Raw genomic sequence first — 12,952 nt, forward strand, 5'->3', positions numbered from 1 at the left:
CACGCCGACGTCCGCGCGGTGATCAGCCTGCCAGAACCGCCCTTGTCGGTCGTAGCCCGGGAGACATCTTCGGCGCCCGCGCGGGTATGCGCCCTTGAAGAACTCTTCCGATCCGTCGACCATCAAGACGGGTGGGCAATGCAGGGAGGAAGTTATGGCAGTGCAGGACAAGGACTTACAGGGCCGGACCATCGTCATCACCGGCGCCAGCAACGGTATCGGCGCGGTCGCGGCCGAGCGGCTGGCCGAGCGCGGCGCGACGGTCGCGGTCGTCGGGCGTAATCCGGAGCGGACCGCGCACGTCGCCGACAAGATCGGCGCGGCGCATTTTCTCGCGGATTTCGGCCGCCTCGACGACGTGCGCAAGCTCGCCGACCAACTGCTGGGGCGTTTTCCCCAGATCGATGTCCTGGTCAACAACGCGGGCGGCTCCTGGGCCGAACGCGCCGTCACCGCCGACGGTAACGAGCGCACCTTTCAGGTCAACCATCTCGGCGGCTTCCTGCTGACCGCGCTGCTGCTGGAACGGCTGCAGGCCGCGCCGCAGCCGCGGGTCGTCAACACCTCGAGCCTGACCTACCGGACCGCGAAACTGAACCTGGACACCGTGAACGCGCCCACCGGCTCGTTCTCCATGCTGGGTTCCTATGCCGCGTCCAAGCTGGCCAATATCGTGTTCACCCGGGAGCTGGCGCGCCGCACCGCGAGTACGTCGCTGGTCACCGCCGCGTTCCATCCGGGCGCGGTCGCCACCAACGTGTACGACAACATTCCGTTCGGCATCGGCGCGCTGATCCGGTCGCCGCTGTCGCGGCCGTTCTTCATTCGCCCGGACCAGGGCGCCGAGCCGCTGGTGCACCTGGTGACCACGCCGGACGCCGCGGCGATCAACGGCAAATACTTCCACCGGTTCAAGGAGGAGTCGCCGAGCGTCAAGCAGGCGGTGGATCCGGTGTTCGCCGAACAGCTCTGGGAGCTCTCGGAGAAACTGACGGGGGTGAGCTACAAGCGCTGACGCGCCGTCAGGCGGGCAGGGCGTGCCTGCCCGCCGGCGGTTCCCCGGATTCGATCTCGACCTCGAAGACGCCGCCGGTCATCGCGCCGTTGTCGAGTTCGAAGATGGCTCGCAGCACGTTCTCGACCGGGACGACGCCGGGAAAGCTGTTGGGCGTGAGGGCGTTCACGCGCACGCCGAATTCGGTGAACTCCGCGGCCAGGTGCCGGGTGAGTTGGTTCAGCGCCGCCTTGGACGCGGCGTGCAGCGCCTGCCCGCCGGCGAACACCTCGGTGCCGTAGATACAGGAGACGTTGACGATATTGCGGTTCCAGGCCTGGTTCCCGGCGTGGTCGTGCAGCCAGCCGCGCTGCGCCAGCCGGGTCGAAAGCCGCAGGGGTACACCGACATTGGTTCGGAAAGTGCGATCGAAATCGTCGAGCGCGGCATCGCCGTCCACCAGCCCGTGCAGGTGGGTGGGGATGTGCACCGCGTTGTTGACCAGCAGGTCCACCCGGCCGAACCGGGCCAGCGCCAGGTCCACGACCCGCTCCACCTCGCCCGGCTCCGTCAGGTCCGCCTTGATCAGGTGTACGCGCGAATCGTTCTCCGGCACAGCGCCGTCCGGCTGGAACGGGTCGATGAACCATTCGTGCTGCGAGGGCGCCGAGGGCACCCGCTCGCGGTGCACCGCGACGATGTCGTACTCGGTGTAGAGGCGGCGGCAGAACTCGTCGCCGAGCTGCCCGCCCGCGCCGGTGAGCAGGCAGACGCGGCGCTCACCACTCGACAATGTGGCCCTCTCCCCAGCGCCGGACGGCCTCGGACTTCGGCCGGTGCAGCCACATCACCAGGCAATTGCGATCGTGGACGTTCTCACCCGCGAAGGTGTGCCAGGACCGCGGCGTGCACTCGAAGATCACCATGGAGTTGTTCAGCGGCGGCACGAGCAGGTCGGGCGCCGGATCGAAGCGGCCGTTCACGTGGGCGAACAGCGCGGTCTCGCCGCCGTCGCCGGCGTTCCAGTTCGGCTCGTTGGCGAGGTAGAACATGATCGCCACGCCGCGCACCAATTCGCGTGCGGCGACGCCGGGTTCGCGTGCGCCGCTCTGGATGTCGACGGTGTCGCCGGGGAGCTGGGTGGTGTCCGGGGCGGGCAGCTCGCCGGCGAACCAGGCGGGTGCGAGGTCGTTGTGCGGCCAGCCGCGCGGGCTCTCCGGCGGGTGGTGGTGCACGCCGCCCTCGATGTCGCCGGTCCCCGGCACGCCGGCGACGCCCGCGATCAGGTCGTGCCATTCCCGGGAGCTGAACAGCGCCAGCGGGCCGCTCTGCAACTTGGTCAGCGAGATCGAATCGGCGCTGTAGTTCTTCTGGACCTCGTGGAAGTCCGCCGACCGGTCGCGGCGCACGCGCTGGTATTCGGCCGAGAGCCGCTGATAGAACTCGTCGACGAACACGTCGCGGACATAGACATGCGGAAACGGTGTGGCGCGGCGGACCCACCGCCGATGTGCGAACAGCTCGGTGAACCACCCGGGCAGCGCGGGCGCCGGACTTTCCATAACCCCGGTCAAGGTCACTCCCTCCCGAAACGAACATCGCGATCCTATTGGGTCGGTGCGGGATCCGGCGGCCCGGTTAAGGAGAATTGAGGCTGTACCGGGAAAACTAGAACGTGTTACAGTCGGTCGACCAGTTTCTATGGCAGGGAGACCAGCAACCCATGCGTACCGAAATCTGCGACCGGCTGGGGATCGAGTTCCCCATCTTCGCCTTCACCCACTGCCGCGACGTCGCCGCCGCGGTCAGCAATGCCGGTGGCATCGGCGTGCTCGGCGCGGTCGGGTTCACCGCCGAACAGCTCGAGGTCGAGCTGGCCTGGCTGGACGAGCACGTCACCGGGGTGTACGGCGTCGACCTGGTGATCCCGTCCAAGTACGAGGGCAAGGGCGTCGAGGGCCTGACCCCCGAGGAGCTGGAAGCCAAACTGGCCGAGCTGGTTCCGCAGGGCCACCGGGATTTCGCCGAGAAGCTGCTCAACGACCACGGCGTCCCGCATCTGCCCGAGGAGGAGCAGGTCAACCAGCTGCTCGGCTGGACCGCGACCACCGTCGCGCCGCAGATCGAGGTCATCCTCCAGCATCCCAAGGCGAAACTGGTCGCCAACGCGCTGGGCACCCCGCCCGACGACGTGATCAAGCAGATCCAGGATTCCGGCCGGCTGATCGGCGCGCTGTGCGGTTCGGTCAAGCACGCGCTCAACCACAAGGCGGCCGGCCTGGACTTCGTCGTCTGCCAGGGCACCGAGGGCGGCGGGCACACCGGTGAGGTCTCCTCGATGGTGTTGTGGCCGCAGGTGGTCGACGCCATCGGCGATCTGCCGCTGCTCGCCGCGGGCGGCGTCGGCAACGGCCGCCAGGTCGCCGCCGCCATGGCGATGGGCGCGTCCGGCGTGTGGACCGGATCCATTTGGCTCACGGTCGAGGAGGCCAATGTGCCGCCCGCCCAGATGCAGAGCTATCTCGAGGCCTCCAGCAACGACACCGTCCGCTCGCGCGCCTGGACCGGCAAGCCGGCCCGCATGCTCAAGAACGACTGGACCGAAGCCTGGGAGGCGCCGGAGAACCCGAAGCCGCTGGGCATGCCGCTGCAGATGATGGTCGCGATCGACGGCGTGAAGCGCGGTCATCGCTATCCGGAGCAGGCCAAGGACGTGAACTTCAACCCGGTCGGTCAGGTCGTCGGCATGATGAACAAGGTCGAGCGCTCCGCCGACGTGGTGGCCCGCCTGATCCAGGAGTACGTCGACGCCTGCGAGCGACTGAACAAGCTCAACGACGCGCTCTAGCTACCAGCGACGCAACGGGCCGCTTCCGCGATTCGGCGGAGGCGGCTCGTGCCGTGTCCGGCCGCGCCATCGCTTAGTTGCCATAAACTTGCTGAATTCCGATGCGCGCCCGGTTCTCTTCGGCTGCGCGTCCCGGCGGCGACGGAGGTGGCAGGCGAGCGTGAACTCCGGACGGGTGGGTTCCTGGGCCGACGCGCTGGGTCGGAGGATCGCGGATTTCCTGCTGCGGCGCTGGGACGCCGCCCGCGCGCCGCTGCCGCCGAAACCGTCCCCGCTCGCGCAGCCGCCGGTGCCCGCGGATCTGCTCGATCTGCTGCGCTGGCTCGGCGTCGCTCTGATCGGGGCAGGTGAGACCACCAACCGGGTGCAATCGATGCTGGACGAACTGGCCCGGCGCTATGGTGCCGAGGGCGTGCACTTCTTCGTGCTGCCAACCGGTGTCTTCGTGCGCATCCAGGATGCGAACGGGTCCGCGGTCGACATCATGAGCGCCTCCGTCGACACTTTGCGGCTGGACCAGATCGCCGCGCTGTACCGGCTGCTGGATCGGGTGAAGCGGGATCTGCCCCCGCCCACCGAGGTAACCAGGTCGTTGCAGCAAATCTTCGAATCGACACCCCGCAATCCGGTGCTGCTGACCATGCTCGGGCAGGTGGTGCTCACCCTCGGGCTGGGGCTGATGCTCAATCCGTCCGTGCACGCGCTCGTCGGCTACTGCGTGCTCGGCGCGCTGGTCGGCGTGCTGGTGTGGCTCGCGCACCGGATCCCGTTGCTGTCACTGGCGTTGCCGGTCACCGCCGCGGCGCTGGTTTCGTGGGTCGCTTTCCGGTTCCCGGCGCAGCTGTCCGGCGGGCATCCCAGCCAGCTGCTGATCCCGGCGGTCGCCACCATGCTGCCCGGGGCCATGCTCACCAACGGCACCATCGAATTGGCCACCGGGTCCATGGTGGCCGGGGCCAGCCGGCTCATCTACGGCCTGAATGTGCTGCTGCTGTTGTCCTTCGGGCTGTTGATCGGACTGGAAGGGCTCGGGCGGCATCCGGTCCCGGAGGCCGCCGGGGTCGATCAGCTGGGCTGGTGGGCGCCGTTCCTGGGCGTGCTGCTCATCGGCATCGGGCATTCCTGGCGGGCCAGCGCGCCGCCGAAATCCCTGGGCTGGTTGCTGATCGTGCTCTATGTGACCTACGCGGCGCAGGCGCTGGGCGGGCACTTCTCCGGTCAGGTGCTCGGCGCGTTCCTCGGCGGGCTGATCGCGGTCCCGGCCGCCTACTTGGTGCAGCGCCGCAAGAACGCGCCGCCGTCGCAGGTCGCGTTCCTGCCCGCGTTCTGGATGCTGGTGCCCGGCGGGATCGGGCTGACCGGTGTTTCGGACCTGATCGCGCAGTCCAATCCCAATGGGCTGCACGTGATCGTCTCCGCGCTGCTCACCGTGTTGTCCATCGCCCTGGGCGTGCTGGTCGGCTCGGGTCTGGTCGGGGATCAGCGGCCGCGGATCAGTACGCTGCTGGATACCTTCTTGCCCGCGGACCGGCGGTATCCGGCCGACCGGATCGAGGCCGATCGGCCCTAGGCGGCGGCGCCGTCGGCGGCGTAGCCCGGCAGCCACCGTTGGACCAGCGCGAGGAACGGCCCCTCGGCGTCGAGCTGGGCGCAGACTCCGACGACGCCGGCGAATGTCCTACCGAGCATGGCCAATTCGGGCCACTGTGCCGGCGCTTTGATCGCCATGGCGTTGTTCATCGACAGGTTCTTCGCGTCGAGAGCGCGAGCCGTATGGCCCTGCAACAATTTTCGGCTGATATGCAGGTTGTCGCCGTCGATCTGGGCGACGATCGGCGCGACCAGACGTTCGATCGGCGCCAGATCCAGTTGTTCCCCGGTGCGCAGAAAGCCGTTGTCCTGCAAGGTTTTCGCAGCGGTGCGATAGTCCCCGGCGACCGCATGGCGGGCCACCTCGCCGATGGCCGCCGGAATGCCGCGCGGTAGCGCGATGGCCGCGCCGAAGTCGATGACGCCGAGGCGGCCGTCCTCGAGGAGCTGGAAGTTGCCGGGGTGGGGATCGCAATGCAGGTAGCCGACGCGCACCGGTGAACTCAGGCCGAATTCGGCCAGGAGCAGTCCGGCGCTGTCGCGCTGGGCCTTCGAGCCGTCGGTGATGATCCGCGCCAGCGGCGTGGCCGACAGCCATTGTGTGACAAGCACTTTCGGTGCGCTGGCGATCACCTTCGGAACAAAGAACTGCGGGTCGCCGTCGAAGGCGAGCGCGAAGCGGCGCTGGTGCGCGGCTTCGATGCGGTAGTCGAGCTCGTCGGCGGTGCGGTCGATGAATTCGTCGATCAAGCCCTTGGCGTCCGCGCCGGGCATCATGCGGGCGAACGCGCCGGAAAACATCTGCAGCATCTTCAGATCCGACAGCAGCGCGGTATCCGCGCCGGGGTACTGCACCTTCACCGCGACCGTGCGGCCGTCGTGCCAGACGGCACGATGCACCTGACCGATGCTGGCGGCGGCGACCGGCTCGTCGTCGAATGCGGAAAACCGGTCCCGCCACCGGATGCCGAGCTGTTCGGCGAGCATGCGGTGCACCGATCGGGTGGACATCGGCGGCGCCTGGGATTGCAGCTTGACCAGGGCTGCGCGGTAGCGGTCGGCATAGCGCGGCGGAATGCTCGCCTCGGCGACGCTCAGCGCCTGACCGAGTTTCATGGCGCCGCCCTTGAGTTCGCCCAGGACGGCGAAGACCTCGTCGGCGGCCTTCTCGACGAGCGCGTCGTCGAGGTCGCCGCGGGAAGCGCCGGTCATGAATGCCTTACCGGTCGCGGTGACCCGGCGCGCCATGATGCCCATGGGCAGACTCGCGAGTTTCGCCGACCGCGCCAAACCGGTGCGCCTGCTGCCTGCCATGGTGAACTCCCTTGTTCGGCTGCACCCCACGGTATGGCGTCCCAGACAGTCGGTCAACTATCCGGGTCGCGCAACAGCTTTCGGCAGGTCTACGCGGTGGCGGCGTGCACCTCTTCCGCTTCGCCGACGGTGCCGACGAGTTCGTTGAACCGCGCGATCACCTTTTCGTGGTACATCCCGAACAGGTCCTCGAACAGCGCCAGTTGGGCTTCCGAGGGGCCCGAACCGGACTCCCACACCGCGATCAGCGCCCGCCAGACCAGCACGTGCAGGTCCGCGGCCCCGGCGAAGAAGGCCTCGATGGCCTCCGGCACCTCGAGCACCATGTCGCCGATGGAATTCAGGATCGCGCGCTGCATGCTCGAACCGATACTGGTCAGCAGATTGCGCACCAGCGTGAGTTCGATATCGAGAATCCGGTGGAAATCCGGAACTTCGAGGCGCGCCAGCGCCTCCATCTCGTCGACGGCCGATTTCAATTCCGCCGGATCGATCTCCTGCGCGCTGCCGGTGTACGCGAGCAGCGCATCCATCACGATCCCGCGTTCGACTTCCACGATGTCGCGGAACATGTCGATCGCGACCTCGGGACTGGAAAAACGAAACAGATGCCGGTACACATCGATGCCGCCCGCCTCCCGGACGTCACGAATGGTAAACCCCTTGCCCCGGCGTGCTTCGACGAAACCGTAGGACTCCAACCGCCCGAGAGTCAGCTGCGCGGTCGCACGGTTCATCTGAAATTCCTCGGCGACCTGGCGGACCGAGGGCATCAAATCCCCTGGCTGATATTCCCCTGCGGCAACCCGGCGCGCCAATTCGTCGGCAACGTCGGCGACTACCGTTTGGGATCCCATCGATGCCACCTCTCAAGTCTGGGCCAATTATCCCAGACAGTCTAGGCGCTCTTGTGTCATCCCGCACCTGCGGTAACACTGGTCAGCGCAGAGTGTGAGGTGATTCATGACTGGGAAACCGCCCGTGCGCAGTTCGGTGCGCGGCGTCAAACTGGCGGCGCTGCCGATGGCGTACGCGGGGCGGCAGGCCGCGGGGGTCGGCAAGCGGGTGCTCGGGCGTTCGTCGAGCGAGATCAATCGCGATATCCAATTGCGCACGGCCCAGCACATCTTCGAGGTATTGGGCGAGCTGAAGGGGTGTGCGGCGAAACTCGGGCAGCTGCTCGCGATCTATGGCCTGGCGCTGCCGCGCGAGGTGGCTGAGCCGTACACCGCCGCGCTGAGTCAGTTGCAGGATTCGGCGCCGGCGATGCTGCCCGCGATGGTGCACGCGACCATGGCGGAGCACCTGGGCGAGGACTGGCGCTGGCATTTCCAGGAATTCGACGATCGCCGCGCCGCGGCCGCGTCTATCGGGCAGGTCCATCGCGCGGTGTGGCACGACGGCCGGCGGGTCGCGGTCAAGATCATGTATCCGGGCGCGCGGGCCGCGATCGAGGGCGATCTGGTGCAGTTGCGCCGGATTTCCATGCTGGCCACGGTGTTTCTCGCCGGCGCCGATGTGAAGGGCGTGACCGAGGCGATCTGCGACGGCGTGCGGGCCGAACTCGATTACGCCGCGGAAGCCGAACATCAGCGCGCGTTCGCCGCCGCATATGCCGGCGATCCGGATTTCTGCATCCCGAATGTGGTGGCGCAGCGCGGCGATGTGCTGATCACCGAATGGCTCGATGGCACGCCCCTGACCCGGGTACTCGCGAACGGCAGCCAGGACGAACGGGATCGGCTGGGCATGCTGATGCTGCGTTTCGTGTTGTCGGGGTGGGCCCGCGACGGATTGCTCTATGCCGATCCGCATCCCGGTAATTTCCGGGTGCTGCCGGACGGTCGCCTCGGTATCGTCGATTTCGGCGCCTGCTGCCCGTGGCCGCCCGAGGGCTTCGACGAACTCGCCCTGGATTACTGCACCGCCATTTTCAAAGGCGGCCCGAAAGATCTGGAACTGGCCGCGCGCCGGCACGGATTCGTGGAATCGAGCCGGGTTTTCGATATCGACGCGTTGTTCAAGACGGTGATGTCGGCCAGTGAGCCGTTCCGCCGGTCCAGGTATCGGCTGACCACCCCCTGGCTGCGCACCCAGGTCCTGCGCACGACCAAACTCGAATTGTCGAACGTGACACGGCAATTGACGATGCCCGCGTATTTCACGCCGTTCGCGCGCTCGGCGCTGACCCTGATCGGGACGCTGTCGCAGCTGGAAACCGAAGGGCCGTATCGGGACGAGATCGTGCGCTGGCTGCCGGAGCTGGAGCAGGCGATCGAGGCACAGCCGCGGAAGCCCAGCGGCCCTGTCGATTTGGCCGGTGTCCGGGAACGGCGGGCGCGGTCCGCGGAGCGGCGAATCGGGTAATTCCCTTCCGTCCCAGACAGTGTTACCGTCGATGGTGGACTACCAACGGAGGTAACCATGTCGACTGCACGGCAGCGCGCGGAGCGACCGGCGGCGGGCGAACGGCCCGACTACGAGGTCGTGGTGATCGGGGCGGGTTTCGGGGGGATCGGCATGGGGGTGGAGCTGCGCAAGGCCGGTATCCACAACTTCCTCATAGTCGACAAGAACAGCGATATCGGCGGGACCTGGCACGCCAATACCTATCCCGGTGTGGCCGTGGATATTCCGTCGGTCTACTACAGCTTCTCCTACGAGCCGCCCAAGCAGTGGTCGCGGATGTTCGCGCCGGGCGCGGAGGTGAAGGCGTACGCCGATCAGGTGGTGGACGCCTATGGTTTGCGTTCCCGAATCCGGTTGAACACCACCGTGGTCGGTGGCGAATGGGATGAGCAGCGGCAGCTGTGGCGCGGGCGCACCGACACCGGGGAGGAAGTCACCTCGCGTTTCGTGGTCGGCGCGGTGGGCGGCCTGGAGGTGCCCAAGCTGCCCGAGATCGAGGGCATCGACAAGTTCGCGGGCAAAGTCGTGCACACCGCGAAGTGGGACCACGACTACGACTACCGAGGCAAACGGATCGCGGTGATCGGCACCGGAGCGACGGCGCTGCAGCTGATTCCGGAGCTGGCCGATATCGCGTCCCGGTTGACCGTGTTCCAGCGCCGGCCGATCTGGGTGGTGCCCAAGGCCGACTTCCCGATCCCCGAACTGGCCAAGAACATCATGGTCAATGTGGGCCCGTTGCGCCGGGCGATCCGGGCCGCGGTCACCCTGGGCATCGATTTCGGCATTTCCGGCGTCGGGGTTTTCCACAGCTATATCCCCGGGATCGTGCAGCTCGCGCAGCGCGGCGGGGGCGCGTTGTACAAGGCGCAGCTGCCGGGAAACGCGGAGCTGGCAGCGCGATTGACGCCCGACTACGCGCCGGGTTGCAAGCGGCCGTCGGTGTCGAACCGGTACTTGCAGACCTTCACCGAGGAGCACGTCGAGCTGGTCACCGAGCCGATCCAGAAGATCACCAAGACCGGGGTGGTAACCGCGGACGGGCAGCTCCGCAAGATCGATGTGCTGGTGTGCGCCACCGGGTTCCGGGTCATGGAGAAGGGGTACACCCCGCCCTATCCGCTGATCGGACGGGACGGCCTGGAGCTGGGGGAGTTCTGGGATCGCGAGCGCTACCAGGCCTATCAGGGCGTGAGCGTGCCGAAGTTCCCGAATCTGTTCCTGATCACCGGCCCGTACGGCTTCGCGGCGGGCTCGTATCTCGCGATGATCGAGTGCACCAGCCGGCACGCGGCGCGTGCGATCAAGGAGGCGAACCGGCGCGGCGCCACCGCGGTGGAGATCAAGCAGGAACCGCACGACGCCTACTTCCGGAAATGCCGGAAACGGGGTGCGCAGACGATGTGGCTATCGGAGGCGTGCGCGGACTCCAACACCTATTACGTGAACTACCAGGGCGATCCGGCGCCGATCCGGCCGAGTACGCACGTCGAGATGTGGTGGGGGAACAAGCATTTCCCGTTCAGTCACTACTCGTTCACGACGCGACCGGCTACCCTCGCCACGCCGGTCGAGCGGAAATCGGTGGGAGCGCGGTGAGATGGCACAGCTCTACGACCACGAGATCGCGGTAATCGGAGCCGGTCCCGGCGGGATCGCCGCGGGGGTGAAGCTGATCCGGGCCGGGCTGGACGACTTCGTCATCCTGGAACGGGCCGACGACGTCGGCGGCAGCTGGCACGAAAACCATTACCCGGGCTTGAGCGTCGATATCCCCGCGCTGGCGTATCAATACTCGTTCGCGCGAAAGGCGGACTGGAGCCGGGTCTTTCCCCGGGGCGCGGAGGTGAAGGCGTACCACGTCGAGGTGGCGCGGCGGTTCGGTCTGTATCCCCGCCTGCGGTTCGGCGCCGAGGTGATGCGGCAGGAGTGGGACGACCACCGGCATGTGTGGCGGCTGCATCTCGCCGGCGGCGGCGAGGTCACCGCGCGGTATGTGATCAGCGCGGTCGGCGCGTTCGTGAATCCCAAAGCCGATCCGGGTATTCCGGGGCTGCTGGACTACCACGGCAAGGTGCAGCGGCCCAGCGCCTGGGACGACGACTACGACTATCGCGGCAAGCGGGTCGCGGTGATCGGGACCGGGGCGAGCTCGGTGCAGATCGTGCCCGCGCTGGCGCGTTCGGTCGCGAGTTTGACCGTCTTCCAGCGCACGCCGGTGTGGTCGCTGCCCAAGCCCGATGCGCAGGTGCCCGGGGCGGTGCAAGCGGTCCTGCGAATTCCCGGTGTCCAAGCCGGGATTCACGGGGGCGTGCTGGTCGCGGTGGATCTGATCCTGCGCGCCGGGGTGGCCGCGCCGATGTGGCTGGCGCGTCCCGCACTGCGCACCATCGACACGGTCGCGATCGGCGCCTACCGGCGCTACCTGCGCCGGGTGGTGCGGGATCCGGAGACGGCCGCGGCGCTCACGCCGCACTACGGCCCGATCGCCAAGCGCCCCACCATGTCCGGGTACACGTTCGCGTTCAACCGGGACAACGTCGCGCTGGTCACCGACCCGATCCGGCGGATCACCGCGAACGGGATCGAGACCGATGCCGGCACCCGGCACGAGTTCGACATGATCGTGCTCGCCACCGGATACGAGGTCTTCTCCGATCCGGAGACCTACCGGCCTGGAATGATATTGGGCCGCAACGGATTCGACCTGAGCACCTTCTTCGACGAGCACGGCTTGCAGGCTTACCAGAGCGTCGCGCTGCCGCGGCTGCCCAACCGCTGGATGCTGGTCGGCCCGTACTCGTGGACCGGCAGCGGCTGGCACGCCTTCGTCGAAATGACCGCCGACCACGCGGTGCGTGCCATCACCGAAGCCCGGCGCCGCCAGGCCACCAGGGTGGAGGTGCGGCAAGCCGTGCACGACGCCTACCACGAGCGCATCCACCGCAAGGCCGCGTTCCTGCGCTACTACCTGGCCGATCTGAACGGGCACGTGCCGACGTACTACCGGAACTCCCAGGGCGACACCACCTACATTCGTCCCTCCGGGTTCTTCGAAGCGCGCCGCGGCAACCAGCGATTCCCGCTCGACGACTACGAGTACACCTCGCTGCACACCGCGCTGGCGGCCGGGCGCAGCAACGGAAAGGCTGCGTCGACGCAATCCGCCACCGCCTGAGCGCGGGCGGAGCGCGCTAGCGGGACAGCCACTCCTGCCACCGCGGCAGGACCAACGCGGCGAGTACTTCGTACCCGGCCGCGCCCGGATGCGCCCCATCGCCCTCGCGCACCTCGCGCATCCACACCGCACTGCCCAGCAACGCCTGATGTACCTGGACGTAGGGCACCGCCGCCGCCGCGCAGATCTCGGCGAACCGCTCGTCCAGCTCCGCCGTGCGCGCGTTCTGCTCGGCCTCGCTGATCGGCGGCGGCGCGACCATCAACACCTGCCAGCCGCGTTCGGCCGCTTGCCCGAGCAGTTCCGTCAAGTTGGCCGCCGACCCCTCCGGATCGACCCGCGGCCCGCCGTTCTCGTAGGTGGTGTCGTTCACGCCGAACGACACCACCACCCGGGCATCGGTTCCCGGGAGCAACCGCTGCTCGCATTCGGACGCGAAGCGGTTCAGCACATCCGCCGAGGTCTGACGGCGCACGCCGAGGTTGTAGGCGGTGAGCGCTACGCCGTCGTCGACCGCACGCTGCCCGAGCCGTCCGGCCCAGCCCAGCAGCAGCGGATCACCCACTCCCGCCACGAACGAATCCCCGACGAAACACACCCGCACATCAGCACTCACCCG

The 12,952-nt window shown here is 67.7% G+C and carries 11 protein-coding genes; 6 read left to right on the forward strand and 5 right to left on the reverse strand.

The window, feature by feature from the left end; genetic code table 11:
• Positions 1-154: 154 nt before the first annotated feature.
• Positions 155-1,015 carry an SDR family NAD(P)-dependent oxidoreductase gene (locus AB0M14_RS17930; RefSeq protein WP_364996056.1) on the forward strand — a complete coding sequence of 287 codons (861 nt, stop codon included), beginning with the start codon at positions 155-157 and terminating at the stop codon, positions 1,013-1,015.
• A 7-nt stretch (positions 1,016-1,022) separates the two neighbouring features.
• Here AB0M14_RS17930 and AB0M14_RS17935 read toward each other — a convergent pair whose 3' ends face one another.
• Together AB0M14_RS17935 and AB0M14_RS17940 are read right to left on the reverse strand one after the other, a co-directional pair.
• Entirely contained in the window at positions 1,023-1,787 is a 765-nt protein-coding gene (locus AB0M14_RS17935; protein ID WP_364996059.1) for an SDR family NAD(P)-dependent oxidoreductase, read from the reverse strand.
• A complete protein-coding gene (locus AB0M14_RS17940; RefSeq protein ID WP_364996061.1) occupies positions 1,774-2,568 on the reverse strand; it encodes a 2OG-Fe(II) oxygenase in 795 nt (264 codons plus the stop codon). The genes AB0M14_RS17935 and AB0M14_RS17940 overlap by 14 nt, the downstream gene beginning before the upstream one ends.
• A gap of 149 nt (positions 2,569-2,717) precedes the next feature.
• On the opposite strand from AB0M14_RS17940, the gene AB0M14_RS17945 reads away from it, so the two are divergent.
• On the forward strand, positions 2,718-3,842 hold the full coding sequence (locus AB0M14_RS17945; RefSeq protein WP_364996063.1) for a nitronate monooxygenase family protein: 1,125 nt from the start codon (positions 2,718-2,720) through the stop codon (positions 3,840-3,842).
• 160 nt (positions 3,843-4,002) lie between these two features.
• On the forward strand, positions 4,003-5,412 hold the full coding sequence (locus AB0M14_RS17950) for a threonine/serine exporter family protein (RefSeq protein WP_364996067.1): 1,410 nt from the start codon (positions 4,003-4,005) through the stop codon (positions 5,410-5,412).
• Here the strand turns inward: AB0M14_RS17950 and AB0M14_RS17955 are convergent.
• Positions 5,409-6,746, reverse strand: a complete 1,338-nt coding sequence (locus tag AB0M14_RS17955; protein WP_364996070.1) for an AarF/UbiB family protein — start codon at positions 6,744-6,746, stop codon at positions 5,409-5,411. The two genes, AB0M14_RS17950 and AB0M14_RS17955, sit on opposite strands and share 4 nt — an antisense overlap.
• A gap of 89 nt (positions 6,747-6,835) precedes the next feature.
• Positions 6,836-7,603, reverse strand: a complete 768-nt coding sequence (locus AB0M14_RS17960; protein ID WP_364996073.1) for a GntR family transcriptional regulator — start codon at positions 7,601-7,603, stop codon at positions 6,836-6,838.
• Positions 7,604-7,709: 106 nt separating this feature from the next.
• Between AB0M14_RS17960 and AB0M14_RS17965 the strand changes: the two genes are divergently transcribed.
• The 3 genes from AB0M14_RS17965 to AB0M14_RS17975 are packed head-to-tail and all read left to right on the forward strand — an operon-like array spanning position 7,710 to position 12,333.
• Complete coding sequence (locus tag AB0M14_RS17965; protein WP_364996076.1) at positions 7,710-9,113, forward strand: AarF/ABC1/UbiB kinase family protein; 1,404 nt, start codon at positions 7,710-7,712, stop codon at positions 9,111-9,113.
• Positions 9,114-9,170: 57 nt separating this feature from the next.
• Positions 9,171-10,754 (forward strand): NAD(P)/FAD-dependent oxidoreductase, encoded by a 1,584-nt coding sequence (locus AB0M14_RS17970; protein ID WP_364996079.1) that lies wholly within the window; start codon positions 9,171-9,173, stop codon positions 10,752-10,754.
• A gap of 1 nt (position 10,755) precedes the next feature.
• A complete protein-coding gene (locus AB0M14_RS17975) occupies positions 10,756-12,333 on the forward strand; it encodes an NAD(P)/FAD-dependent oxidoreductase (RefSeq protein ID WP_364996082.1) in 1,578 nt (525 codons plus the stop codon).
• Positions 12,334-12,349: 16 nt separating this feature from the next.
• Here AB0M14_RS17975 and AB0M14_RS17980 read toward each other — a convergent pair whose 3' ends face one another.
• Positions 12,350-12,949 carry a GDSL-type esterase/lipase family protein gene (locus tag AB0M14_RS17980; protein WP_364996085.1) on the reverse strand — a complete coding sequence of 200 codons (600 nt, stop codon included), beginning with the start codon at positions 12,947-12,949 and terminating at the stop codon, positions 12,350-12,352.
• Positions 12,950-12,952 lie beyond the last annotated feature (3 nt).

This window comes from Nocardia sp. NPDC051832 (assembly GCF_040681285.1).
GTDB lineage: Bacteria > Actinomycetota > Actinomycetes > Mycobacteriales > Mycobacteriaceae > Nocardia.